The sequence below is a fragment of the Proteus sp. Marseille-Q3619 genome, from assembly GCF_965283115.1.
In genome coordinates, this window is the sequence record NZ_CBDIMP010000001.1 from 1,162,424 (window position 1) to 1,189,265 (window position 26,842).

The following is a 26,842-nucleotide window of genomic DNA, read 5'->3' on the forward strand; positions in this document are numbered from 1 at the left end:
TTCCCTCAATTAATGGACATAGCACGCATCGGCATAAACCGATAACACATCACGTATTTTCGCAATAACAAAAGATTCAGGTGATCCGTCAATCATGCCTTCTCTAAATTGGGTAAATTGATAAGGCAGATATTGGCTCAATAAAGGCAATGGAATAGGTTTAACGGATAAGTTATCCATTAGTGTGTCGATGGCGGCATTAATTTCAGCATCAGGCCAGTAATAACGAATGCGATCACTAAAACTATAGACTCGAGCAAAGGCTTGTTGACGTTCATCTCCGTGATAGTATTTTTGCCAAAATCCTGGCTCACGGCACATCAGTTGTTCCATTTTTTCACGCAATTTAGAGCACTGATCTTGAGGGAATAATGTTTCTTCAATCGAGCAGAGTGCGTATAAACCTTCACGCATAGCAAAGGTTAAGGCAGGCCCAACTTTTAAAATGGCAAAATGGTCATGAACTAATTGTTTATAAGCCTCTTTGGTTTGGTAGTCCGTAGAGTGTGCTTCAAAAACAATGTGAGAATAATCGTTCACCACTTGGCTTAATGCCTGTGCTTTTTCAGGTTGGTAATCAATGATACCAGTGTGATCAAACTCAACACCGGGTTGAACCACTAAACCAATCACGCGCTCCCAACAGTCAGAAACTCCCGCCTTTTGAAAAGCTTGGCGGTGGCACTCTAATGTTTTACGCGCTGCGTCTGGTGAAGTCACTTCAACGGTATCAAGTTCTTCGGCAGCACCGCCCGGAACGGGCACTTCTGTACCAACAACATAAACAATGTCACTAGAACCAAATGTTTCTTTTGCGGTATTTTCTGCAATCACCGCAAGACGTGCTGCGCGAGAGGCCACAATTTCGTCTGTTAACGGGATAGGATCATCAGCACAAGACATACTGCAATCAAGATGGATTTTTTTGAAACCTGCGGCAACATAATGTGCAATCAACACGTCTGCATTTGCCATCGCTTCTTTGGCATTAAGATGTTGCCAACGATTAGGTCCTAAATGATCACCACCAAGAATAAGTTTCTCGATAGGAAAACCTACTTTTTCAGCCTGTTCAATGACGTATTGGTAAAAATCAGCGGGGGTCATTCCCGTATAACCACCAAACTGATCAACCTGATTAGAGGTGGCTTCAATTAGCAGAAAGGAATCATTATCCAGCGCTTGTAATAGAGCTGCTTCTATTACTAAAGGATGGGCAGAACAAACAGAATAAATACCATTCTGTTTGCCTGATTTATGTTGCTGAACAATCTTTTCTAAAGGATGCATTAAATACTAACTCCATAATCAACACCGGCGGTGTTGCTAATGGAGTTAGCAAATTACGATGCCTTATCGTCGACGATAATCACTTCGATTTTGTGCTCTTTCAGTTCCTGAATATACTCTTCAGGGATACCTGAGTCGGTCACTAATATATCAATATCACCAAACTCTCTGATCATATGACAGCTGCGTTTACTGAATTTCGTAGAATCTGCAACCGCAATAATCGTTTCTGAGATATCACACATTAAACGGTTAAGACTGGCTTCCTGTTCATTGTGTGTGGTGATACCAACACGTAAATCGAATCCGTCAACACCTAGAAATACCTTATCAAATCGATAATTTCTAAGGCTATTTTCAGCTTGTGAGCCTGAAAAAGACAACGCACTTTTTCGCAATACACCACCGGTCATTAATACTTCCACACCTGAGGTATTTGCTAACTCCATTGCGACATCCAGACCGTTAGTCATGACCACTACATTTTCGCGCGACTTTAAATGTGTCGCGATTTCGCGAGTAGTTGTCCCCGAGTCAAGAATGACGGTGTCTCCATCCTTTATCAGCGTTGCGGCAGCTTTCCCGATTAATGTTTTAATGCCCGCGTTTTGCCCACGTTTTTCGTGGATACTCAATTCGGCAATAAATCCCGTATTAGGAATTGCTGCACCATGAGAGCGAACGATATAACCATTTTTCTCAAGAAAACTTAGATCGCTGCGGATAGTGACACTTGAGACTTTAAATAATTCAGCGAGATCTTCGACTCTGGCTTTACCTTGTTGGTTTACCATATCGAGGATTTCCATACGCCTCTCAACTGCCGCTTTCACTTTCGTCTCCTTACGAAACCAAAAGACTTTCTTTCGATTGGTTTCGAATGTAGTTTACTACGCCAATTTTTACCGACAATGCAAAAAAACAAAACTTTTGATCTCTTTCACAAAGTTTCGAATCATCATCGATTACTTACGATTATTTTCGTGTAGCTTCAATAATAGCCTTGAGGCCGCCAGTTTCCAATAAATAAAATGATATAACGCAACGCTATACTTATGATCACACCATATATAGCTAGATAAAACACAATAATATAGATTTAATATCACACAAACACACAATAAACAGCTTTAAACTCCATATCATGCATTCATTTTCGAAAAACAAATCAAAATAAATAGCTCAAATAGTCAATAAAACATGAAATAGTATCGAATCGAAAGTATTTTAATCGAAAATTTAGGTTCTCATCTTTCGAAATTAACTTTCATTTACTTTCGATATTTCGTATTTGTGATTTTAATCTCTTTTGTTTTGATAAATTTTACGTAATGTAACAGGATAAAAAAGAAACTCAGGAAATGACGAATGGCATTAAATCAACCTGCTTATTTTCATATGATGGCAAAACCCACAAGCTACCACTGTAATATTAAGTGTGAATACTGCTTTTATCTGGAAAAAGAAAATATTTTTCAAGATGAAGAAAAAGAGGCAGGCCATACCGTCATGCCTGATGGTGTCCTTCGTCGTTATATTAAAGACTATATACAGTCACACAGTGGCGACCAGGTTGATTTTTCTTGGCAAGGAGGAGAACCAACACTTGCTGGATTAGCCTTCTTTGAGCAAGTCGTTAAATACCAAAAGCAATTTGCTAACGGCAAGACAATTACAAATAGCGTACAAACCAATGCAATCGCCATTAATCGCCAATGGGCACAATTTTTTGCGGATAACCACTTTCTATTAGGTGTTTCCATCGATGGTATTGAAGCGGTTCACGATAAATATCGTATTTCAGTCAATGGTAGCCCCACTTTTGAACGAGTAAAGCGTGCAATTAAGCTACTAAACGAATATGGCGTCGAATTTAATACACTCACGGTAGTTAACGACCAAAATTGGAATAAAGGAAAAGAAACCTACCAAGCCTTAAAAGAATTAGGTTCAACATTCTTTCAATTTATTCCCATTGTCGAAGTCGATAGACGCTTTCCTCATACTCATGGCGGACATTATGCCCCTGGCCCCAATGCACAACTGGCTCCATTTTCTGTTCCAGCCGAAGGCTACGGACAATTTATGACAGAAGTGTTTAATGAATGGATACGCCAAGGCGATATTGGAAAAATATATATTCGTTTATTTGATAGCTTATTAGGCACATGGATGGGATATCCTGCATCAACATGTATTCAATCGAAAACCTGTGGTCAGGCGTTAATCATTGAGGCAAATGGTGATGTTTATTCTTGTGATCACTATGTTTATCCCGCCAATAATTTAGGCAATATCCATCAAAATAGCCTTGCTCGCTTAGTAACATCAAAACAGCAACAGCGCTTTGGTCAAAATAAATACGATAAACAAACCAGCCTTTGTAAACAATGTGAAGTGCAAAGCTTATGTTATGGCGGTTGCCCTAAACATCGCATTATTGCTATTGAAGGTGAAAAACATCGTCATAACTACCTATGTCGTTCTTATAAACAAATATTTCATCATACAGCGATAGGTATGCAGTTAATGCAGCAATCTATTTCACGAGGAGGTCTCGCCAGCGATGCACTTCCCGCAATGAAAAAAAACTACATAAAGTAGCCCTATTTTTATTTTATCTTGTTTATTCTGGAGACAATTCGTGACCTTACCTTCTGTTAGAAAAAGCTTACTCGCTGGGCTCATTGCTACATCGTGTTTAAGTGCCCCAATATCTGCCAATGCAGGTGGAACACCTGAAAAACCGAATGTGCTGTTGATCGTGATGGATGATTTAGGCACCGGACAGCTTGACTTTGTGTTAGATACCTTAGATGTGGATGCGTTAGCACAAAGACCGACACCTCCTCGTTATGAAGGAGATATCAACAAAATGGTAGAAGCTGCACGCATTGCCATGCCTAATGTCAGCGATATGGCGGCAAATGGTGCAAAAATGACTAATGCATTTGTTGCACACCCTGTTTGTGGCCCTTCTCGAGCAGGTATCTTTACTGGGCGCTCTCCTGCAAGCTTTGGTACTTACAGTAATGACGATGCTATTTTAGGTATTCCAAAAGATATCAAACTATTGCCTTCACTTTTCCAAGAAAATGGCTATGCCACCGCCAGTATTGGTAAATGGCATAACGCAAAAGTTATTCGCAAACCGAAAATTAATGAAAGTAAGCAAACTCGTGATTATCACGACAATATGATCTCAACGCCAGAAGCGGGTTATGCCCCTCATGAACGAGGTTTCGATTATGACTTTAGCTATTACGCATCAGGAGTAGCTTTATGGAATTCACCTGCATTTTGGCGTAATGGTGTCAATATTCCTGCTCCGGGTTACACCACTCATCTTTTAACGGATGAAACCCTAAAATTTATTGATGAACATAAAGATAAACCTTTCTTTATCAATCTTTCATATAGCGTTCCCCATATTCCATTAGAACAAGCTTCTCCTGCTAAATATATGGAGAAATTTGATACAGGAAATGTTGAGGCAGATAAATACTTTGCTGCATTAAATGCAGCCGATGAAGGTATTGGTCAAATTATTGCGAAATTAAAAGAAAATGGTGAGTTAGAAAATACACTGATCTTTTTCTTATCGGATAATGGTGCTGTTAATGAGTCACCAATGCCAATGAATGCGATGGATAGAGGCTTTAAAGGGCAAATGTTTAATGGTGGCGTTAGAGTACCTTTTATTGCTTATCAACCTGGCACTATTCCAGCTGGAACAAAAAGTGATGAGATGATCTCCGCACTTGATATTTTACCGACTGCACTACAAACAGCAGGTATTGCGATCCCTGACAATCTAAACGTTGAAGGGAAAAATATCATGCCTTTACTTAAAGGTGAAACAACAAAGTCCCCTCATAACTATCTTTATTGGGCCGGCCCTGGTACTAAACATTACAGTGAAGAAAACCAAGAGTTTTGGCACGGATATCACCAATGGATAACCTATCAACGTAAAACACCGCCTACAAATCCTAATTTAGAAAAACTCTCTAAAGGTGCTTGGGCTGTACGTGATGGTGAATGGGCGCTCTATTTTTATGATGATGGAAAAAATCAGCCTCAACTTTTTAACGATAAAAAAGATCCTGCTGAATCAATCGATCTTGCTAAACAAAATCCACAAAAAGTGGCAGAACTAAAAAATGCGTATTACCAGTGGATCAAAGATAAGCCAAAGCCCGTTCTTTGGGGACAAGATCACTATCAAATACTAGTGGATTCTGCAAAACCTTAATATTCAACTTCCGTTCTGTTTCGCAAGGATGCGTCTTTTTTTCTGAGATACGAAAATGGCTATTGAAATTGCATCTTCAGCACGACCCAAACTCCCTTATGAGCACCCAAACGTAGAAATCTACCAACGCTTATTTAAGGAAAATATCATTCGACGATTAGTCAGAAAATCAGCTTATCGTCGCTATGATAAAACGATCACTGACTTTTTTAATGATGAAAGTCAGTCACTTTTCTCTTTATGTGAAATGCTGACACAGTATGTCACACAGGCTTTTCATCATTACCAAGTCTGGGGTTACTCTCATGCTTATTATCCCGGAAGCCCAGGACAACAAACGGCAAGAACGGATGCTCTTGAAGGTGTTAGCAGGGTACTTCCTCTACTTGCAACATGGATAGTTAGCAGCAAGAAAAGTACATTGATGGGATTAAATCATCAAGCTTTCAACTTACCTTTAATGATCAAACAAAGCTTTATTCATGGCACTGATCCACTTCATAAAGGATATTGGGGGAAACTTGAAGATTACGATCAACGAATTTGTGAAGCATCTGATTTAGCGCTCACTCTTTGGATAAGCCGTGAATGGGTGTGGGATACATTAACCCCCACAACACAACAACAAATTATTACTTGGTTTGAGCAAGTTAATCACTGTGAAATTGTTGATAATAACTGGCATTTCTTCCCTCTTACCGTCCAATTTGTCATTAAAGCACTCACAGGGAAAGACACGATTGCCCATTGGCGATATGAACGATTAAAAGAGTTTTATGTTGGTGACGGATGGTTTCGTGATGGAGCAAAAGGTAATTATGATTACTACAATGCGTGGGGCTTTTACTATTCATTATATTGGTTAACGCAAATTGATCCTCAATTTGATACGACATTTATTACTCAATCACTTAATACCTTTAATCAGCATTACCTTTATTTTATGACTCCCAAAGGTATTCCTTTCTTTGGTCGAAGTGCCTGCTATCGCCTTGCGGTTTCTGCTCCATTATTAGCGGGTGTCGATTTACATTGTCCTTCAGTAAAAGTAGGCGAGGCAAAACGCGCCTTTGAAAGCAGTTTACGTTATTTTATTTCTCAAGGGGCATTAAAAAATGGCGCCCCGACTCAAGGCTTATTTACTCACGATCCTCGTTTAGTTGATAACTACAGTGGACCTGCCAGTAGTTTTTGGTCATTGCGTGCCGTGATTATTGCGCTTTATTGTGCTGATCGTATCAATTTATGGCAAACACCTTCACTTCCATTACCTATCGAAAAAGATAACTTTCGTTTCGAAATTCCTGCTATTCAAGCTTTAGTGACTGGAGTGAAAGCAACACAAGAGGTAAACGTCATTTTTTGCGAAGATTATACAACTCAGCAAACACCATTAACCCGCCGTTTAGAAAAACAAACCTTAGCACAAAAAGTCGCTGAAACCGTGATAGGACAGTCAAGACGACCGAAAAATAATTTATTACGCAAAGGGATCACCAGTTATAGCTCTAAAATGGCACATTTTTTCTAATCACCTTTCATTTGCTTTCAGTGCGAAGGCAATAAAAATGTGATTTAGATCTTTTACCTTTCTATTTCTTTCGTTTATTATAATTCGTAATTAAACGAAAGATGAGAGGCAAACATGTATCTGGTTTCTACTCGTAATATGCTCAATAAAGCACAGCGTGAAAATTATGCTGTGCCTGCTTTTAATATTCATAACTTGGAAACCATTCAAGTTGTGATGGAAACAGCCGCTGAGATGGCATCACCTGTTATCTTAGCGGGTACACCAAGCACGTTTGCTTATGCAGGTAGTGATTATTTGATCTCTATTTGCCAGCAGGCCGCAGAACAATATCGTATCCCTGTTGCCCTACATTTAGATCACCATGAAGATATTCCTGATATTTGTCATAAAGTCATTTCTGGTGTGCGATCTGCCATGATTGATGCCTCTCATTTTCATTTTGAAGAAAACATTCGTATCGTTAAAGAAGTGGTTAATTTCTGCCATCATTGGGATTGTACCGTTGAAGCTGAATTAGGTCGTTTAGGTGGGCAAGAAGACGACTTAGTCGTTGATGCTAAAGATGCGCTTTTCACCGATCCTGATTCAGCTGTACAATTTATCAAAGCAACGGGTATTGATTCATTAGCGGTTGCAATTGGTACCGCGCATGGCATGTACAAACATGAACCTCATCTCGATTTTGATCGTTTAGCCATTATTCGCCAAAAGACTGACATTCCTTTAGTTCTTCATGGTGCATCGGGTATTCCTGATGCCGATGTACGCCGTTGTATTGATTTAGGTATTTGCAAAGTTAACGTTGCAACCGAACTGAAAATTGCTTTCTCTAACGCTATCAAGCAATACTTTTTAGATAACCCTGATGCAAGTGATCCTCGTCATTACCTTGTACCAGGCAAAGCCGCAATGAAAGCTGTGGTTGCAGATAAAATTCGTGTCTGTAAAAGTGATGGAAAACTGTGAAAACCAATAAAACTGTCGCCATTATTGGCGAATGTATGATAGAGCTGAGTGGTCAACCGTTCTTACCACAACAACAACGTTTTGGTGGCGATACACTGAATACCGCACTCTATTTATCGCGACTATCGCCTTCATTACATCCGCTTTATATGACAGGACTAGGCACTGATACTTACAGTGCCTTAATGCAGAAAGCATGGGAAAACGAGGGGATCGATTGCCAATCTGTTATTACTATTCCCGAAAAACTTCCTGGTCTATATGCTATTGAAATTGATGCTCATGGTGAGCGCAGTTTCCACTATTGGCGAAATGATGCTGCCGCACGTTATATTGCGACCGATAAGCGTTTTTTAGACAGTTTCGATGCACTTCCTGATGATAGCGTCATTTATCTTAGCGGTATTTCTCTTGCTATTTTAACGCATGAAGGAAAAATCGCTTTACTCACCTTATTAGCACAACTTAAACAGCGTGGAATGACGCTCATTGTCGATTCTAATTATCGACCACGTTTATGGGATTCAATACCTCATGCACAAGAGTGGTTTGAAAAGCTGTATCGCATTAGTGATATTGCTTTAGTCACTGGTGATGATGAGCAAATACTTTGGCAAAAACCAGCGCTGACAGAACAAGACATTACACAACGCCTTCATCAATGGGGTAATCAGAACGTCATTGTCAAATTGGGTGCTAATGGCGCTTACTGGTCTGATGGCAAAAGTACGGGCTATGTTTCTCCCAAACCCATTGATTCCGTTATTGATACCACCGCCGCAGGTGACTCTTTTAATGCTGCTTTTATTGCTGCTTGGCTACAAAATCAAAACCTATCGACCTGCTGTTTATGGGGAAATACCTTAGCTGGACTCGTCATTCAACACCATGGCGCCATCATTCCTCATGAAATTACTGATTCATTCTACACACTAATCAAGGATAACCATGACACAGTCAATTGTTGATACTCTTTCATCACTGAAAGTGATCCCCGTGATCCAAATTAATCGCGCTGAAGATGCAATCTGGCTGGGTGAAATTCTAACCCAAAATCAACTACCTGTTGCTGAAATTACCTTTCGTACACCGGCAGCAGCCAAAGCTATAAAGCTAATGCATGAGCACTTTCCTGAGCTTATTTTATGTGCAGGAACAGTATTAACTGCACAACAAGCTGATATGGCAAAAGAAGCTGGAGCAAGCTTTGTTATTTCTCCGGGTTATAACCCAAGTACCGTTGATTACTGCCTTAATAACGGCATTGATATTGTGCCAGGCATTAATAATCCAAGCCAAGTCGAAGTTGCTCTTGAAAAAGGCTTAACCTTACTTAAATTCTTCCCTGCAGAAGCCTCTGGCGGTGTAAAAATGCTAAAAGCATTAGCGTCACCTTACACCCAAGCCCAATTTATGCCTACAGGCGGCATTAGTTTAAATAACGTGAGTGATTATCTTGCTATTCCACAAGTTGTTGCTTGTGGAGGAAGCTGGATTGCCACAGCAGATACCATTGATAAACAAGATAAAGAAACTATTGTTAATCATATTCAAAGTATCCACTCATTACTAAAAACACATAAGGGATAAATAAAATGAAACAGGTTGCCGTTTTATTAGCTGATGGATTTGAAGAAGGTGAAGCTGTTGTTTTTATTGATATCATGCGCCGTCTTGATATTCATGTTGATGTACTTTCTTGCATGGATAGCTTGGTATTAAATACTTATTTTGAAACTAAAATCAGCGCTGATTTTCTATTAGCAAATAAATTTACACATAGCTATGACGCAATAATGATGCCGGGTGGTCCTAAAGGCACAGATCGTTTATGCGCTAACAAGCAAGTTATTCAATTTATTAAGCGCCATATTGCTGAAGATAAATATATTTGTGCACTGTGCTCTTCTGGTGCCAAAGTATTAGCGGCACATCATCTTCTTGAAGGTCGTAATTACAGTACTGGCGATAAATTAGCAGATAAATACGATGATGGTCATTATCTTGATCAAGATGTTGTGGTTGATGGAAAGTTTATCAGTGCAAAAGGATTAGGTGTAAGTTTTGAATTTGCCTTTACGGTGGCTAAGCATTTATTAAGCGACAATACAGAAAAAGTAGACTGGCAAGCCAATCATATTTATTTCAAACACTGGCCATTAGATTATCTTAAATAAATACGTTATTTTATATTTAAATAAAAAGGAGATTAACTCCCCTTTTATATTTAATCACTTTTATGACTAAATGAGTTTATTAAACTTATTTCTGTTTAAAAGCGTGAGGTTCAGAATAACGCCATAATTTATCCCAATACTCTTCAATAAATGTACTTACGGCTTCTTCGCCTTCAACAAGATAGTTAAATTCTGACAAATACCCTGGGTACATATTATCGGAACCAACAATATACAATTCATCATCAATAATAGTCACTTTTGCGTGGTTTCCCGGTGCAGGAGCGACTTTAGGGTAAATACCACTCGCATTAACCAATGACCAGAATGGATGACCAATATCCCCTTGTTTCGGTGGATCTTCGCTTAGTGGCGCTTCTTTTAGTGTAGCGGTATAAGATGATTCATCTGCACCAGGCCATTTATAGGTTTTACCTTCCGTTTGTAGTGCTTTTGGTACTTTATCGGTAAAGAAGAATGGCGCTATTTTAATACGACGTAATGCTGATTCACGAATTTTATCAGGATCAGGAATAACGGCATCTGTATCAACATCATGAGTCAGATAATATTTAAATAATTCAAAGGTTCTTTGTGCTCCAGAGCCAAATGAATATTGGTCGCCATTAGCACCGGCGGCGGCATCTAATGGTGAAACAACAATTTCAACTTCTAACTCTGGATTTTTTAATAACGCTTCAATTATCCAATGGCAGACAGGGTGATCTTTCCATTTTTTCTTCCATGCACTCACTACATCTTGTTGAGACACACGAATTTTTTTCTTAGCATTTTTTATAAGGTATTCCTTCATTTTCTCGGAACCTTTCTTATAATCAACTCGCATATCAGGCCCTACCCAATATTTTCCTACAGAGAAAATACGGTCAGTTTTGAAAAAGCCTTCATCTGGCGATTGAGCTAAGTTTTGTTCATTTTTCTTTTTAATTTCTCTTAATACACTGCTCTTTGTTAATGGATCGATAATCTTATAGCTTGCTTTTTTAGCGACCCATTCATTTTTTTTACTATCAAAATATTCTTTTGTAATTAAATCTTTACCTACATCCCACATTTTATTTAAGAATAATTGGGAATGAAGTGCTGATTCGCCAATAACCTTAACGGAAACATCATGAACTGGTGGATAACTTTTAAAAAGATCCATATTTAAATTATGACCACCAACGAAAGCTTCACAACCATCAACAGCAATAATTTTTGTATGGTTCCATGTCATTCGAGTATCTAATTCAGAAATAAAATCTTCAGGTAATACTTTTTTTTCTAACGAGACTTTTAGACCATCAATAATACGATAAAAGCGACCAATCCAAATATCTGGAATACATTCCCAATATTTTCCGCGTTCTTTGATTAATTCAATAAGATCTTTTTTTAATGCCAGATATTCAGGCGTTCCACTAAAATAGTATTTAACACCATTTAATAAAACTGTTGGTGTCTGTGCAAATAAAAATCGAATTTGCGTGCGATCTTTACGTCCTTTCTTTTCAGAAAAAGATTTATCAATTGCAGCAAGAATAATTTTACGCCACTCTTCATCAGGGGCATTAAGTGATGAAATATCACAGCGATACAGCATTTTATCTAAGATAGATGTAATGGCTTGTTCAAATTCAGCCTCACGCTCTATCGCTTTTGGCATAATTTCTTTACCAAATGGCATTCCCCATACATGGGGCGTATCAAAAATCTTCACATAGTTATTTTCAGATGTTTCATTGAAAAAACCTTTTAATTCTTTTTTTAATCCATCAATAAGTTTCATAATATTCCTTTATTTTAAAAATAGGGCGTCCATATTATTTAAATAAACATTTAAATAATTAGCGCTTCAATTAATATAGATAGAATGTTTTCATTCCTAAAAAAGCATCACTTATCATAAACATGATGATTTAATATAAACTCAATTATTTTTTATAACGACCACCGCCTCCTTCCGCTTAAAAAGACCAAACCAGAAATTTATATTTTAGGCATCATTAATAATAAAACCATTCTTATTTAGAATAGCAATCTAACAATAAATAATTGTTATTATTAAACTACAAAACTAGTTATATCGATATTTATTAGCCTATAAATGACTCCTTATAAATTATCATTTTTTGATTTACTCTTTTTTAGATAAATTATTTAACAGGTATAACTGTATTAAATAACAGGTTTATCTGTTTGTCAAATACAGTTTTATCTGTATTATTTTAATAGGAGGAAACATGAGTCTTGCAAATAGAGTTAAATCCAGAAGAGATGCCTTGGGGCTTACTCAGACTGAAGCAGCTGAAAAAGCTGGCATCAGACAACAATCATGGGCTTCAATAGAAGATGGTTCAACAAAAAAACCTCGCAATATTATTAGCATTGCAAGAGCTTTAGAGTGTGATGCCGGTTGGTTAATGATGGGTGATAATATTCAACCTGTTCATGATATCAATACGAAAAAATTACCACTAATAAGCTACGTTCAAGCGGGAAACTTAGTACATAGCGTTCCTATTACAGATTGTGATGGTGAATTTGAGTATATTCTGACAGATCAAGAACTCTCACAAAGTGCTTTTGCATTAAAGATAGAAGGAGACTCAATGGAACCTGATTTTAAATCAGGAGATGTAATCATTGTCGATCCTGAGATAAAACCACATCCGGGAGAATTTATTGTTGCTGCTAATAATGAAAGAGAAGCAACATTTAAGAAATATAGACCAACTCGTATTGATGCTAATGGCAATGAACATTTTGAACTTGTGCCATTAAATAGTGATTATCCAACACTTAGCAGTGAAAACACGCCATTAATGATCATTGGTACGATGATTGAGCATCGTATTTATCGCCGTAAACGATAACGATTATTCCCCAAAATAACTCCAATAATAACTAGCTCAATTATTGGAGTTTATCTCAAAAAAAAACAGTTTTATCTGTTTCCCTTCTGATTTAATCAAAAAAAGAATGAAAGAAAGTTAAATAGCTCTTATCTCAATTAATAATTAATGCTTAGAAATACAGATATTAAAGTCTAAAATTTAAATATTAAAAATAATGAATATAATGATAGCAACATTATCTATCATTTATATAGATTATTAAGTTAATTTTCTTATTAATGACAATTAAACTGCATTAGTAGCCATTTTAAAAGTAACTAATTATTGCAATAAGAGAACAAGATAAAAATAAAAGATTAATTAAATATAGATTCTTCACTTTTCAATATTTTATCTTTACGTAAAAAAATACTCATATAAAGAGATAAAAATGCGTATTTTCCATTCTGTTTTAATAAAAACAAGTAAAGATACTTATTTATTTCATCAAGTAGGAAAAATAGATTACTAAGATTTATCTTTATTAAAAATACGTATTAATAAGACACATCTTACTTACATTCTGTTTCAATTATCAACACTAATAAATATTAATTTTTAATAAACTAATTGTAATAAGTTTTGTTAATTATTTCGATTTTAAGGTATTTAAATGAATATAAAAATGTTTGTTATTTCATTGGCATTAGTTTCTTTTGGCGCACAAGCATTGATTATTAATGAAAATAATCCATTCGAATATCAATCTTTTAAATCAAATTATTCTGATATGATTGAGTTGGCTAATAAATCACGTTTACCACATCGGATATTCTATACCTCTCCAAGTACAGGTAAAAATGCACTATGGTTTGATGCTGTTAAACATGGTGATTTAAATGAAGTCAAAAAGATGCTTGCCAATGGTCAAAATATTGAAGCGAAAGATACTGGAAGTTTAGAGCAAACAGCTCTGGGATGGGCTGCGTTTATTGGTGATGAAGAGATGGTGGATTATCTCATCTCTCAAGGCGCGAGCCTTTGGGCCACGGATAAAGATGATGTTTATAATGTTTTTAAATCAGCCGTATTAGGAAATAATGTCAATGTGGTAAAAAAAATTCACGACCTAATGAGAAGCGATATTGAACTCAATAACCAAAGAGTAGAGAGCGATGGTGAAACATTTATTATGATTGCAGCCAATAATAATCGTCTTGATACCGTAGAATACCTTATTTCTGAAGGTGCTGATGTTAATCTTGTTACAACAACACAAGATAATTCATTATTTTCTTATAACCACAGCGCATTAAGTTATGCTTGCCAAAATAATCTTAAAGATATGCAGAAACTATTGATTAGAAACGGTGCTATAAATCATATAACAGGTACAACACTCTGCCATTAAATACACAAAAGCCATCCTATAATAAGATGGCTTTTGTGCTATTAGTTATTGAGTTTTGAGAAATAGAATTTTAATTAAAACAACTAAAAAATAACTCAATATATTTATCAGAACTCAATATCAACAAGCAATATACCAATGTGATTTTTAAACTACTTTCTTTTTTCTAAATATAACTATTTCACTTGGTTGAGTTATCGACTGCTTATCCTCGAAAACCATAAAGTCTGTTTTCTTAGCCTCTAAGATAAGACTTTGAGGTGTAACACCAAGTATATAAGAAATAGCAATCAATTGATCTACTGTTATTTTTAAATGTCCATTTTCTAATTGAGAATAATGTAGCATACTTATTCCCAACCTTTCAGACATCTCATTTTCTGTTATTTTCAATTGTCTTCTTATCATTTTTATTCTATTCCCAACTTTGGTGTTAATCATCCCTTTACTCTCCTTCTTTCATTAGATGATTACATCGATAAAACACCGAATTATAGTTTGTAAACTATCAATCTATAAACTGAAAATACTTAACTATTAGTTATTAAATAATCGTAATATTACTTATTCTCACGAATTCTGTTAATAAGGTTATTCCGATATTTCAAATTTAAAATAATTTACATTTCTATATGTTATTTTAATAAACATCAGATTTAGGGTAACATCACAGTATTAAAAATTAAATATGTAATCAATAAATATCAATAAGTTAACTATTTTTTAGTTATAGTTTCATAGAAGAAAATAAAATTATTTAAAATAAAAAATTCATTAAAATAACATTAAAAACATATTTATTAATAATTCTTACATTAGAGAAAAAATAACAGTTTATTTTATTTTTATTAACTTACGTCTTATTTAGAATAAAGTGATAATTATTTATTTAAAAATTCCACTTATAAAAAACCAATCTTAACTTATAAATTAAATATTATTTTAAATTAGTCAAAAGCAATAATTTAGTAATAATAAAAAACATATAAAAAAACCCTCTATTAAGAGGGTTTTTACATTTTAGTCTAATTAGAATCTGTAAAGACTAAATGGTTTTGGATCTAAAACTGGTTTTTTGCCCAGTAATAAATCAGCGGTTAATTCTGCTGATACAGGGCTCTCTGTCATACCCCAGCCAGTTGCAGTATTAATGACTAAACCTGGATACTCTTTAACTTCTGAGATAATTGGGTTTTCATCTGGTGCGATAGCCATTGCACCACTCCATTGATCAATTAATTTCGATTCTTTAAAGGCAGGGAATTCTGCTTTTAATTTTTCTAATGAAGCATTTAACTCAGGTAAATCTGGTAATGCAGTCATATTTCTGAATTGCTCAAACGGAGAAACTTCATCTAAGTTCCAATGCGTTGATTGCATAAATGAATTGATTAATTGTTCATTTAAAGAAATATGCACAGGGAAATCAGGTAATGCTAATAATGGCAGATATTTATAGCCATAAGTGAAGGATTCTTTCACTACTGGCGCCACAATAACACGAGGAGAAGTTGCATAAGTACCATCAGCTTGTTCACGGAAGAAAATACCACCCGGTAAAGCGACGTTGCCACCCGGTGCCGTTGGTGAACCACTGATTAGCTGTTGAGACTGATAGGCAGGCAGTGTTGGAACATCAACATTAAGATTTTGCATAAATAGGCGTGACCAAACACCACCAGCAACAACAACTTGAGAAGTTTTGATTGCACCTTTCTCTGTTACAACGTCAGAAATTACACCAGCTTGTGTTTCTAAGCCACGAGCCGCGCATTGAGTGTAAATTCTAACACCCATTTTTTTAGCGTATTCAGCCATAACGAAGGTTGCAACTTCTGGATCGAAGCTACCAGAATCTTCTTCAAAGCCAGCAATTTTCCAATCTGTTGTCGCGCCACGAAGACGTTGATTTAATTCAGCACCTTCAATAATTCTGGTTTTAAATGGAATATCTGAGCCAACATTTTTACTTCTTTCATCAATCCATTTTCTTACGTTAACTAAATCTTCTTCATCAAGAGGAACTTCAACGCGGCCTTGTGTACGATAAGTAGTATCAATACCTACTTTCGCATTCATTTCACGCCAGCGATGTTTGCCCAAATGGTGTAATAAGAACGTTTCATCTGGCATTTTATAGCTAATTGCCTGACCATAGAATCTCGAAGATTGCTCACCCGCGATATTACCTTTCTCAACAATTACAACAGATAAACCACGTTCTACAAGGTTAATTGCTGTCATAATACCAAGGATACCAGCACCAATAACAACAACATCAGCTTGTTTTGGTAAAGCACCTTCAGTACCTTCAACAAAGCCATGTCTTGGCGTACCCGGAACAAAGCGTCCTTCGCGAGTTAACATTGGTGTCAAAATACCCGCACCAGCAGCGACAGCCACCACTGTTCCACCAATGATAAATTTTCTTCTAGATATCGCCATTTTACACGTTCCTTTTACTCAATGAATTATTAGCATTAAAACAATCACGCTATCTTATTTCATTTGTAAAGTATTAGTAAAGTATTTGTAAATCTTTTCGTCTGTTTTTTTCTTAAAAATCCGTACTATTTAATTTACTTATACAAAGAATGGGATTAATCATCATTTTGTTTTTTATCGATTATTTAAGTACGTCAAGTAAAATGAGAGCATATTCAGCTAGTTATTTTTTTGGTTTCTTTGTCAAAATATAAAATTTTTCACTATTAAAGATCTACTGCCTATTTGTTAAATATGGGTTTATGACACATTCAAATTTCAAATAAAATAAGTTGGATAAAATGATTTGATTAACAAATAATCCACAAGATCACTAATATTACTAAGTTAATAAATTGAGCACATAAAAAGGAGGTAGTGATAAGAAATATAACAATGGATTGGTTATTTGATGTTGATTCAGAGGAAAATAAGGTAGTAGTTAAAATGGTTACACTTAAGATTATATTTATCTCTATATATAACCAAATTTTAAGTGTTCATTTTTACACCAATATCAAAATAAATCTTTTTTTGATTGTTTTTATAAAAATAGTATTATTTTTTCCTTATAAATCAACACTGTTACAATTTGAAACAAAATACACATTTTGTTACATATTAAAAATCTATGTACATTAGAACGGACTGGCTTTAGCGAGATTTCGGACATTTACGAAAGAGAATTATGCACGTAAATACACTTATTCTAGGAAACGAAAGCAGTAAATAACGCGTGAACAATTATTTTACGCTAAGTCACTTATTCTACGAGGATACAACGCCCTTTCTCCCCGCCCCTTCCTTTACTTCCTTTCAAAATTACTTAAGCTACTCTTATCAAATCGCAGTGCGCACTGGCTGATTTTTATCGAAAGGACTTCAACAAAATGATTTTGTTGAAAAACGATTATTCAATGTAAATTAAGGACTTGCCATGCCAACTCCATGCTATATCTCTATCGAAGGGAAAACTCAAGGTAACATCACTGCGGGTGCATTTACCGCGGAATCCGTCGGTAATATTTATGTTCAAGGCCACGAAGATGAAATGCTGGTACAAGCATTTTCTCACGTAGTAACAGTACCGACTGATCCACAATCTGGTCAGCCTTCTGGTCAACGTGCCCATAAACCATTCCGTTTTACCGTGGCGTTAAACAAAGCCGTTCCTCTGCTGTATAACGCATTAGCCTCTGGTGAAATGCTGCCGAAAACCACTTTAAAATGGTATCGCACTTCAGTTGAAGGGAAACAAGAGCATTTCTTCACCACCACATTAACCGATGCGACTATCGTCAACATCGATTGCCAAATGCCTCACTGTCAAGATCCAGCAAAATCAGACTTCACACAGTTAATCGAAGTCTCCCTTTCTTATCGCAAAATTGATTGGGAACACACGGTTGCAGGTACTTCAGGCTCTGACGACTGGCGTGCGCCTCTCGAAGGTTAATCCTTCCTTTCACCTACACGCCTTGGTGTGTAGGTGTTTCTTTGCGTTTTCTTAATGGATAAAAACAAGCGGTAGCTTGCTCAGTGGATATTGGAGCGAATGATGTTTGCGAAAGATAAAAAAAATAATTCGACCTCTCAACTTGGTGGATTAAAGAAGAAAGCGCTCGACAAAGCGCAAGCGTTAGCGATTTCTAAAGCAACCTCCGCCCTTTCAGCCTCTACTCAGCAAGCCCTCGCCACAGCTCAGACCGCACAACAAGGGCTTTCGCAAGCCTCATCCATGACCTCTCAAACCTCAGCACTTATTTCTGGCAGTGGTTTTGCGGGAGGAATAAAAAACGACGATATGCCTGGCCTCACATTCTCTGAAGGATTGGCTAAAAATAAAGCCTATGCACAACTGTTAGATTCGCTATTAGGTGCCGTTTCACCTTCGGGTTTAGTTTTTACCTGCCAAATTGCCGGCTTACCCGAAAGTACTTTTCAAGTGACTGAATTTAATTTAAATGAAGGGTTATCACGTTTATTTTCGCTATCCATTAGCGCGGTTACCACATTGCCTTTTATCGATTTTCAATCGCTGTTAGGTGTGGCGTCCTCGTTAACGGTTAAACGTAACGGTAAAGAAGTCCGCACCGTGCGCGGAATATTAGCTGGCGCCGTACAAGGCAATACTGACGGTGTAAAAACGTGGTATCACTTTGACATCCGTCCTGAAATGTGGGTAATGACGCTAAATCAAGACAGCCGTATTTTTCAGCATAAAAAAGCGCCTGAGATTTTAAAAACGCTGTTGGAAGAAGCGCATATCAAAGCAGACAGCAAATTTTACCGTGATGATTTACACCAAACGCGCCCTTATACCACGCAAAAACGAGAATCTGCTTATGCGTTTTGGTGTCGTTTAGCCTTTGAAGAAGGCATTAACTTTTGGTTTGAAGAGAACCAACTGTTTTATAGCGATGAGCATATGGGGATGACAGCGGGTATTCACTTAACCTATAACCCGCAGGCTGAAAGCGATATTACCGACAGCACGGCAACCACATGGCAATACGGCGAATATCTCTGTGTCGATGAAACCATTCAAAAAGACAATAACTTTATCCGTCCTTCTTACCCGTTAGCGCATCAAGCCAAATTAGAGAAAGGTGGCCAGCATAGTGTGTTTGAAAGTTATGGACGCTTTCAAGAAGATGCTCAAGCCGCACCACTCACTGCTATTCGTTTTGAACAACTGCGCAACGGCAGTCGTGTGGGGCGCTCCAGCACCAACTGTTTTGCCTTAATGCCGGGCAAGATTTTCTCGTTAAGCAACCACCCTAGTTTAATGATGAATGATAATTGGCAAGTCATTCAAGTTTCGCATCATGGCGTACAGCCGTTAGCAGATAACGGCGGTGGTGAAGGTACTCAACTGTCTAATAGCGTCGAATTTATTCCCGGTACACAAGAGTGGCGCCCACCGCATCATTACAAACCCACTGCCGATGGCGATGAAGTTGCCACTGTGGTTGGCCCTCCCGGTGAAGAAATTTACGTCAACGAAGTGGGTGCAGTAAAAGTCTATTTTCATTGGGATCGCTATGGCAAACCCGATCACAGTGCCTCATGTTGGGTACGCGTAGCAATGGGTTGGAATGGTAATGGCTATGGTTTTTCTGCCGTACCGCGTATCGGGCAAGAGGTGATTGTCTCTTATTTAAATGGCGATATTGATAGACCGATTATCACCGGTTGCACCTATAACGGGCGTAACGCGCCACCGTTGAAATTCCCTGAAAATATGACTCGCACCACAATCAAAACCAAAACCCATAAGGGTGACGGCTTTAATGAACTGCGTTTTGAAGATGCGGGCGGTAAGCAGGAGATTTTTATTCATGCGCAAAAGGATATGAATACCGTGGTACTTAACAATCGCACGACGCATGTCTTTAATAGCCACGCTGAAATTATCGATAAAAATCAAGAGATGGTGGTGAAAGGTAATCGTACTGAAACTATTAATGAAAATAACACTGAATCGGTTGGTCAACATAAAAAAATCAGTGTGGGTAATACGTTAGCCATCGATGCAGGGGATGCCCTTGAACTGCGTTGCGGTGCCAGTGTGTTAAGAATGGATAGCGCTGGCCATATCACAATAAATGGTACGGAATTTAGCTTTGAAGCCTCAGGTCCGGTGCAAATCTCGGGCAAAGATGTCGATATCAATTAGGGGCTTCGGATGCTAGCACACGTTATTAACCAGACTCCATTTCCTCATTTTTCCTTTGAAAAACTGGGATATAAAGATGAACATTGGCAAACTCTTGCGGTAAAAGTCACTTGTGATTTTGATCCTCTCACGGGTATATGTGACATTGCTGATGAGCAAAAACCGCTCATTATGGCGGATGTTTACCGAACAACGCCCGAAAATAGCAGTTTATTGCACGAAACAGATCTTGTGTCTTATAAACCCAATGCTGAAATTTATCTCGTGGGTACCGCCCGAACATTAGATGAAATGCCTTTAACTCTGTGGGAAACTGAGCTCTCAATAGGGCAAATCAACAAAAAATTGACCCTCAGTGGGCCTCGTTATTGGGAACATCACCATGATTGGCAATTAAGCTCTCCACAACCTATTTCTGCCTTACCGCTTATTTATGAGAATGCTTATGGTGGCAAGAATAGCCTTCAAGAAGCTTATGAAAAAAATCCAATTGGTTTAGGTTGGTACGAGAGTCGCTATCTTGATAAAGCGCTTCAATATCCTGCCCCTCAAATTCACTATCCTTCTGTGGAACATGCATTTCACCTTAATAAACCGTGGGAAGTTGCAGGCTATGGACAATATAGTCGTTGGTGGCAACAACGTTCACAATTTGCAGGCACCTACAACGACGAATGGCTCAATCAAATAAAGCCTTATTATCCTGATGATTTTAAGTCTGATTTCTTTATGAGTACGCCAGCAGATCAGCATCAACAAGGCTTTTTTGTGGGTAATGAAACCCTTTCATTAAGTGGTTTTTTTACACAAACACCTCGTGTAGACCTTGTTTTACCTAATATTGGTTTTGTCGCCATTCCTCATTTTTCTCATTCAGAAACACCCTATGAGTTATTAAAGCTAGACACAGTATGTGTATCACTTGATGAAAAAAAGCTATACCTCACATGGCGTTATCGCCAATTGATCTCGACGATGGAAAGCACGCTGCAACTTCAGGCTTATAAGTTGTAATAAGGATATTAATCATGACAAAAAAAATCGTCGGGAATAAAAATGCCGATTACTGCGTTATTGCCACAGGCCCTGATGTTTGCCAAGTGGGCAATGCTGTTGTTCCCTTTGATAGTTTTCAGCAACTCAGTGCAGAAGAAACCTATGTTTCCACGGTACGTGTGAATGGTGTACCGACATTAACAGTGGGAAGTGTGATTAAAGGAACACAGGGAAATACAGGGTCTGGCATTATTTCGGGCACCAGTTTAGGACGTGGGAACTGCATTATTACTAGTGGCTCGCCAACCGTGCGCTTTTGTGGTCAATCAGCCGCTTTTCATGGCTCTGATGTCATGATGAACAACAATAATGTACCGGGTCGCCTCTATTCTGAAGAAAAAACCCTACAAAAAGCCAATGAAGCCACGGAAATTTCCACTGAAGTATCACCAGAAAAAAAACGTCCAGAGCAGATGTCCTATCAAGAGCTGAAACGCTTGATGGATGACTCTTATCATGAAGCAGAATTAATCGGTGGAAAAAACTTACCAGATACCACCATAGGCGCAGGAAAAGGCTTTTTAAATGGTTTAATTGGTTTGGTTGAAACCATAGCCAAAGCCAATGCCGTCAGTGCGTCCTATCAAATGGAATCGCAAGCCTATGGTCCAGCAACGTGGTTTATGTCAGAGAAAGGAAAACAGCAATACACTGAAACAATGACGTCACTTGCCCATGAAATGCGCAAAGAAGAAAACTTACCCCAATTTGAACGGCTAAAGTACGACAACCAAGCACAAGAATCAGGCGCCTTAATAGAAGAAGTCGGTGAATATGTTTTTCTCACCAAAGCGGCAGCTAGTTTATTGCAAAATGGTATTAAAGCGTTACCTCGACTCATTAGAAAAGATCCACCTCCACCAAAAGAAGCCACTTTATTAACCAAACCACAAGGTGAAAATAGCGCCAATATAAAGCCCAATAAATCCTGCAACAGTAAAGCGGTCTGTGAATCCGATCCTGTTAACGTTGCCACAGGCGATTTTATTCAAGTTTGGGAAGTGTTCTCCCTTTCAGGGCTTTTACCCCTTTCATTACGACGAACCTATCGCTCAACAGGTACCGCATCCGGCTTATTTGGTCCAAAATGGACAGATAACTGGTCGATATTCTTAGAAATTCAATCGGATAATATTATTTATCACAATGAAGAAGGGGCACAAATCACCTATCCTTATACAGATACTCATCTCAATATCCGTAATACTTATTATCCTCATGTTCTGCTCTCTGGTGATACAAAAGCTAATATAGGTTTATTCGACAATCGCACCCAATTGACGCATCATTTCAACCATATAGATGGATCTTATCGACGCCTATCTGCCATTACAGACAATAATCATCAACGTATTGATTTTATTTACAACGAACAACATCAATTAATCTCTGTGTCGCGTAATGGTATTACAGCGCTTTACTTGGATTACCATTCTCATCAATTAAGTCATATTACCTTAGCCAATAAGGTTATCTCTCAACCATTAGTTACTTGTCAGTATGATAAACAAGGTTATTTGAGTGAATGTAATGCTTATCAGCAGAATCACTTATGGCATGAATATACTGCCGAAGGTTTTATGTCTCGTTGGCATGATACAGACCAAACGGATTATTACCTTGAATATGACAAATATGGCAGAGCGATAAAAAATAGCTCACCATCTGGTTATTGGTGTGGTGGTTTTATTTATGATGATGTTCATAAGATGACCACCTATTTCAACAATGAAGGTGAGCAATCTTACTATTATTATAATGATGCAGGTCTCGTTACACATGCAATTGATGCATTAGGGCATGAAACCAAAACACAGTGGCATAATAATCAAAAAATAAGTGAAACCAATGCACTAGGACAAACGACTTCTTATCTCTACCACCATGATGGCAATATTGCGCAAATTACCTTTCCTGATGAACGATCCATTGAGTATCAATATAATACTCAAGGTCAGTTGACAGAATATGTCTCCCCCTTTGGCGATAAATGGCAACTGATCTACGACGACAAAGGCAATTTAACCACAGTTACCGATCCGCAAGGTCGCCAACAAGCCTATGAATACAGCCAACATGGCGAACTGCTTAAAGCTATTCAGCCGAATGGTGCACAGTGGCAGTATGAATATAACCACGCAAATCAATTAATAAAAAGCACCAACCCTTATCAACACAGTACCGAATACCAAAGCGATGAGCTAGGTCGATTACTGCAAGTGACCAATGCGCTAAACCACACCACTCGCTATCAATACAGCAAAGAGCATGATGGTGTTAACGGCAGTCTCAGCGATATTTTACTGCCTGATGATATTCATCAACATATTGAATATGACAGCGAACGCCGAGTTGTCGCCGTCACCGATGGCGAAGGCAAAACTACGCGCTATCGTTACGGTGCATTTGATTTATTACTCGCCACAATACGCCCTGATGGCACGGAAATTCGCTTTGAATATGACTCACTAACGCGACTCAAAAAAGTCATCAACGCCACAGGGGATGTCTATTCTTATGAGCGTGATAAAGCGGGTCAAATTATTCGTGAAGTGGATTTTACAGGACGTGAAATTCAATATCGCTACGACCGCTTAGGGCGACGTATTGCAACTCGTTACCCTGATAATCATGAACTCCGTTATCATTATGATGAGACAGGGTTAGTTACCGAACAAAGCATTTGGCTAGCTGACGGCATCGAGCATAAGTGCCTTTCTACTACCACGTATCAATACAATGAACGTTTGCAACTTATTCGATCCACCAATCCTGATTCGGTGGTGGAATTTGAGTATAACGACCAAGGGCATTTGTGTTGTGAGCGCATTAATGGGCAAGAAATCAAGCATCAATGGGATGAAGAGCACGATATCCTCACCCAAACCCACTTTGGTGAGCGTGAACTTAACTATGCTTTTGGTCAACTTCATGAACTGACCTCATTGCAAGTCAATCAACATGCACCATTGCAGTTTAGTTATAACGCGCTGGGACAAGAGTTTTTACGCCAAAGCCAAGCGGGTTTTGCTAATTCGAGCCATTACACCGCCACTGGCTTATTAGCCCATCAACGTGCAGGTCGAGGAACTGAGTTCTTTTTACAATCGCTACACGATAATCCGCTTCAACCACCAATATCGACCGATGTTCACCGAGGTTATCAATACGATAAAGCCTTTAATCTGGTCAATATCGATGATGCTCGCTGGAACCGGACGCAATATCGCTATAACACCAATGATCAAATTGTTGAAACCCAATACAGCAACCAGTTTGAACGCCAAAGCGAGAAATTTCAGTACGATAACAATCTCAATATCACCGAGCACCAATTTATTCCGTCTGACGCGCAAGGTGCCTTTTTACAACTGGCGCAGCAGCAACAAAAAGGCCGCGTGACACGTCGTATTACCACCAAAGGTTATCAAGATTATCACTACGACGTTAATGGTCGATTAACACAAAAAGTAGTTCATCAGCACGGTTTTCGGGCAAAAACGTGGTATTACCAATGGAATACCCTTAACCAACTTATCGCCTGTTTTAATCCTGAGGGGGAATGCTGGCGTTATACCTATGATGCTTTTGGCAGAAGACTCAGTAAACACAAGGTGGTCGATAATCGCCCTACACCACCGTTAAACTCGCCCTTTAAAGATAAACGCGTTCAGCGTGTGGATTATCTGTGGTCGGGCAACCAAATGGTGCAAGAAACCCCGATTTATGCCGATGGTACATCCGCTTATGATTCGCAAATTCAGTGGCTCTATCAACCCAATGAAATCACCCCAACGGCACGTTATCAAAGTGGAAAACTGCATTATGTGGTGACTGACCACCAAGGCACCCCGCGAGAAATCTTTAGCGAAAAAGGCATTGTCAGTTGGGCAGGTCGGTTGAATACATGGGGACAAATGGCGTTTTGGCAATCTCATGATAATTATGCCGATAACGACCCTGAATATACCGAATGCCATTTTCGTTTTGCGGGACAATATGAAGATAAAGAAAGTGGCTTGTATTACAATCGCTTTCGCTACTATGATAAGGACACTGGGCAATATATTTCACCAGACCCAATAGGATTATTAGGTGGCTTTAATCCTTATGGGTATGTGCATTGTCCAACGGGATGGGTAGATCCGTTTGGGTTGACTCCATGTCCTCCCCCCAAAATAAGAGGAACCCAGACTGGATTTAGAAAACCGGGGCAAATAGACGGTATAAAAAGAGCAATGCTTGATGGATCTTTTGATTTTAAGGATATAAAAAAGAGAATTGGTGGGTATTTAGATTCCAAAGGGACATATCATGTTACGGAAGGACATCATAGAATGGCTGCAGCTCAAGAAATATATAAAGAAACAGGTAATTCACAATACATTACTCAATTATTGAATGAAGGCAGATGGACTAAACAGGACTTACCACCTCTCGAATCTAAACCAATGCCATCAAGAAGTTTTTTAGGTAGCTTAAGGAATAAACTAGGATTTTAACTATGAGAAAAATTGAAATATATTCTAATATGTTATGGAGATCTCTTTCTTATATAAGGAATATTCAAACTCAAACATGTATAGGAAAAGCTTTTAATAAGTCATGTTATTATGAGGCCGAATTATTACATAATGTTGTAATATCCATTATTGAAGAAGAAATAACTTCCAATGACATATACTTTTTAAATAATCAAGCTAAATTTTATTTGGAAAAAGCTAACAAAAGAGAGTGTACTAATTATTTTTCTCATCAAGATGATATAAAAAAATTATTTAGTATCGTCCCTGAGCACTTAAAAGATAAACTTGAATGGGATGGACCAGAATGACTTTTCCTTTTAAATAATAAGTACACGAGCAATATATTTCACCAGACCCCATTGGATTATTAGATGGCTTTAATCCTTATGGGTATGTGCATTGTCCGACAGGTTGGGTTGGAAGGGTGTCCTATCATTGATTCAGCTAAGTTTGATTATTTCTTTGGTAGAGTTAATTCTAATCCTCACAATAAGGCTCGGTCTGAACAAATGGCTATAGTGATGAAATAATTAGGGGTACCTGATAACCCCGCAAGGCATAAAATATTATCGGATCATTTAGTCCAAGCAGCTAACACACCATCTAATATTGCCAATCAATTTA

Annotated in this window: 19 protein-coding genes; 14 read left to right on the forward strand and 5 right to left on the reverse strand. The window is 37.9% G+C overall.

The features are described 5' to 3' along the window. Positions 1-9: 9 nt before the first annotated feature. Positions 10-1,290, reverse strand: a complete 1,281-nt coding sequence (gene kbaZ, locus ACWPWK_RS05350; protein ID WP_109371246.1) for a tagatose-bisphosphate aldolase subunit KbaZ — start codon at positions 1,288-1,290, stop codon at positions 10-12. A 53-nt stretch (positions 1,291-1,343) separates the two neighbouring features. Further along, entirely contained in the window at positions 1,344-2,123 is a 780-nt protein-coding gene (gene agaR, locus ACWPWK_RS05355; RefSeq protein WP_075673686.1) for a transcriptional repressor AgaR, read from the reverse strand. A gap of 535 nt (positions 2,124-2,658) precedes the next feature. On the opposite strand from agaR, the gene ACWPWK_RS05360 reads away from it, so the two are divergent. The 7 genes from ACWPWK_RS05360 to ACWPWK_RS05390 all read left to right on the forward strand — a co-directional run bounded on the left by ACWPWK_RS05360 (position 2,659) and on the right by ACWPWK_RS05390 (position 10,222). Next, entirely contained in the window at positions 2,659-3,894 is a 1,236-nt protein-coding gene (locus ACWPWK_RS05360; RefSeq protein WP_109371248.1) for an anaerobic sulfatase maturase, read from the forward strand. A gap of 40 nt (positions 3,895-3,934) precedes the next feature. Then, complete coding sequence (locus ACWPWK_RS05365) at positions 3,935-5,545, forward strand: sulfatase family protein (RefSeq protein WP_109371250.1); 1,611 nt, start codon at positions 3,935-3,937, stop codon at positions 5,543-5,545. A 55-nt stretch (positions 5,546-5,600) separates the two neighbouring features. Beyond that, positions 5,601-7,076, forward strand: a complete 1,476-nt coding sequence (locus tag ACWPWK_RS05370) for a DUF2264 domain-containing protein (protein WP_109371252.1) — start codon at positions 5,601-5,603, stop codon at positions 7,074-7,076. 114 nt (positions 7,077-7,190) lie between these two features. Further along, positions 7,191-8,045 (forward strand): tagatose bisphosphate family class II aldolase, encoded by an 855-nt coding sequence (locus tag ACWPWK_RS05375; RefSeq protein WP_109371254.1) that lies wholly within the window; start codon positions 7,191-7,193, stop codon positions 8,043-8,045. Beyond that, the gene (locus ACWPWK_RS05380) at positions 8,042-9,013 is read left to right on the forward strand and encodes a sugar kinase (RefSeq protein ID WP_109371256.1); all 972 of its coding nucleotides are present in this window, start codon (positions 8,042-8,044) and stop codon (positions 9,011-9,013) included. Before ACWPWK_RS05375 ends, ACWPWK_RS05380 begins: the two co-directional genes overlap by 4 nt. After that, positions 8,994-9,635 carry a bifunctional 4-hydroxy-2-oxoglutarate aldolase/2-dehydro-3-deoxy-phosphogluconate aldolase gene (locus tag ACWPWK_RS05385; protein ID WP_109371258.1) on the forward strand — a complete coding sequence of 214 codons (642 nt, stop codon included), beginning with the start codon at positions 8,994-8,996 and terminating at the stop codon, positions 9,633-9,635. Before ACWPWK_RS05380 ends, ACWPWK_RS05385 begins: the two co-directional genes overlap by 20 nt. Before the next feature lie 5 nt (positions 9,636-9,640). Then, entirely contained in the window at positions 9,641-10,222 is a 582-nt protein-coding gene (locus tag ACWPWK_RS05390; protein ID WP_109371260.1) for a DJ-1/PfpI family protein, read from the forward strand. 85 nt (positions 10,223-10,307) lie between these two features. On the opposite strand, the gene ACWPWK_RS05395 is transcribed toward ACWPWK_RS05390, so the two are convergent. Then, a complete protein-coding gene (locus tag ACWPWK_RS05395; protein WP_454208485.1) occupies positions 10,308-12,014 on the reverse strand; it encodes a phospholipase in 1,707 nt (568 codons plus the stop codon). Between the two features lie 454 nt (positions 12,015-12,468). On the opposite strand from ACWPWK_RS05395, the gene ACWPWK_RS05400 reads away from it, so the two are divergent. Both ACWPWK_RS05400 and ACWPWK_RS05405 read left to right on the forward strand, forming a co-directional pair. Beyond that, on the forward strand, positions 12,469-13,101 hold the full coding sequence (locus ACWPWK_RS05400; protein ID WP_109371264.1) for a LexA family protein: 633 nt from the start codon (positions 12,469-12,471) through the stop codon (positions 13,099-13,101). Between the two features lie 634 nt (positions 13,102-13,735). Next, positions 13,736-14,473 (forward strand): ankyrin repeat domain-containing protein, encoded by a 738-nt coding sequence (locus ACWPWK_RS05405; RefSeq protein WP_196564396.1) that lies wholly within the window; start codon positions 13,736-13,738, stop codon positions 14,471-14,473. Between the two features lie 147 nt (positions 14,474-14,620). Here the strand turns inward: ACWPWK_RS05405 and ACWPWK_RS05410 are convergent, their stop codons facing one another. Both ACWPWK_RS05410 and ACWPWK_RS05415 read right to left on the reverse strand, forming a co-directional pair. Continuing rightward, entirely contained in the window at positions 14,621-14,914 is a 294-nt protein-coding gene (locus ACWPWK_RS05410) for a helix-turn-helix domain-containing protein (RefSeq protein WP_109371266.1), read from the reverse strand. Between the two features lie 588 nt (positions 14,915-15,502). After that, positions 15,503-16,918, reverse strand: coding sequence for an NAD(P)/FAD-dependent oxidoreductase (locus tag ACWPWK_RS05415; protein WP_100160198.1), 1,416 nt, complete (start codon positions 16,916-16,918; stop codon positions 15,503-15,505). 976 nt (positions 16,919-17,894) lie between these two features. Between ACWPWK_RS05415 and ACWPWK_RS05420 the strand changes: the two genes are divergently transcribed. From ACWPWK_RS05420 to ACWPWK_RS05440, 5 genes are all read left to right on the forward strand, one after another. After that, positions 17,895-18,413 (forward strand): Hcp family type VI secretion system effector, encoded by a 519-nt coding sequence (locus ACWPWK_RS05420; RefSeq protein ID WP_036939804.1) that lies wholly within the window; start codon positions 17,895-17,897, stop codon positions 18,411-18,413. Between the two features lie 102 nt (positions 18,414-18,515). Further along, entirely contained in the window at positions 18,516-20,636 is a 2,121-nt protein-coding gene (locus tag ACWPWK_RS05425) for a type VI secretion system Vgr family protein (protein ID WP_109371270.1), read from the forward strand. Between the two features lie 9 nt (positions 20,637-20,645). Beyond that, positions 20,646-21,650, forward strand: a complete 1,005-nt coding sequence (locus tag ACWPWK_RS05430) for a DUF2169 family type VI secretion system accessory protein (protein WP_109371272.1) — start codon at positions 20,646-20,648, stop codon at positions 21,648-21,650. 14 nt (positions 21,651-21,664) lie between these two features. Further along, positions 21,665-26,194, forward strand: a complete 4,530-nt coding sequence (locus ACWPWK_RS05435; RefSeq protein ID WP_109371274.1) for a DUF6531 domain-containing protein — start codon at positions 21,665-21,667, stop codon at positions 26,192-26,194. A 2-nt stretch (positions 26,195-26,196) separates the two neighbouring features. Continuing rightward, on the forward strand, positions 26,197-26,526 hold the full coding sequence (locus tag ACWPWK_RS05440) for a hypothetical protein (RefSeq protein ID WP_109371276.1): 330 nt from the start codon (positions 26,197-26,199) through the stop codon (positions 26,524-26,526). Positions 26,527-26,842 lie beyond the last annotated feature (316 nt).

What these genes read in the sequence shown, in the direction of transcription:
- kbaZ (WP_109371246.1), bottom strand. Translation starts at nt 1,290, where the DNA reads ATGCATCCTTTAGAAAAGATTGTTCAGCAACATAAATCAGGCAAACAG.
- ACWPWK_RS05360 (WP_109371248.1), top strand. Translation starts at nt 2,659, where the DNA reads ATGGCATTAAATCAACCTGCTTATTTTCATATGATGGCAAAACCCACA.
- ACWPWK_RS05370 (WP_109371252.1), top strand. Translation starts at nt 5,601, where the DNA reads ATGGCTATTGAAATTGCATCTTCAGCACGACCCAAACTCCCTTATGAG.
- ACWPWK_RS05375 (WP_109371254.1), top strand. Translation starts at nt 7,191, where the DNA reads ATGTATCTGGTTTCTACTCGTAATATGCTCAATAAAGCACAGCGTGAA.
- ACWPWK_RS05385 (WP_109371258.1), top strand. Translation starts at nt 8,994, where the DNA reads ATGACACAGTCAATTGTTGATACTCTTTCATCACTGAAAGTGATCCCC.
- ACWPWK_RS05390 (WP_109371260.1), top strand. Translation starts at nt 9,641, where the DNA reads ATGAAACAGGTTGCCGTTTTATTAGCTGATGGATTTGAAGAAGGTGAA.
- ACWPWK_RS05395 (WP_454208485.1), bottom strand. Translation starts at nt 12,014, where the DNA reads ATGAAACTTATTGATGGATTAAAAAAAGAATTAAAAGGTTTTTTCAAT.
- ACWPWK_RS05400 (WP_109371264.1), top strand. Translation starts at nt 12,469, where the DNA reads ATGAGTCTTGCAAATAGAGTTAAATCCAGAAGAGATGCCTTGGGGCTT.
- ACWPWK_RS05405 (WP_196564396.1), top strand. Translation starts at nt 13,736, where the DNA reads ATGAATATAAAAATGTTTGTTATTTCATTGGCATTAGTTTCTTTTGGC.
- ACWPWK_RS05410 (WP_109371266.1), bottom strand. Translation starts at nt 14,914, where the DNA reads ATGATTAACACCAAAGTTGGGAATAGAATAAAAATGATAAGAAGACAA.
- ACWPWK_RS05415 (WP_100160198.1), bottom strand. Translation starts at nt 16,918, where the DNA reads ATGGCGATATCTAGAAGAAAATTTATCATTGGTGGAACAGTGGTGGCT.
- ACWPWK_RS05420 (WP_036939804.1), top strand. Translation starts at nt 17,895, where the DNA reads ATGCCAACTCCATGCTATATCTCTATCGAAGGGAAAACTCAAGGTAAC.
- ACWPWK_RS05425 (WP_109371270.1), top strand. Translation starts at nt 18,516, where the DNA reads ATGTTTGCGAAAGATAAAAAAAATAATTCGACCTCTCAACTTGGTGGA.
- ACWPWK_RS05430 (WP_109371272.1), top strand. Translation starts at nt 20,646, where the DNA reads ATGCTAGCACACGTTATTAACCAGACTCCATTTCCTCATTTTTCCTTT.
- ACWPWK_RS05435 (WP_109371274.1), top strand. Translation starts at nt 21,665, where the DNA reads ATGACAAAAAAAATCGTCGGGAATAAAAATGCCGATTACTGCGTTATT.
- ACWPWK_RS05440 (WP_109371276.1), top strand. Translation starts at nt 26,197, where the DNA reads ATGAGAAAAATTGAAATATATTCTAATATGTTATGGAGATCTCTTTCT.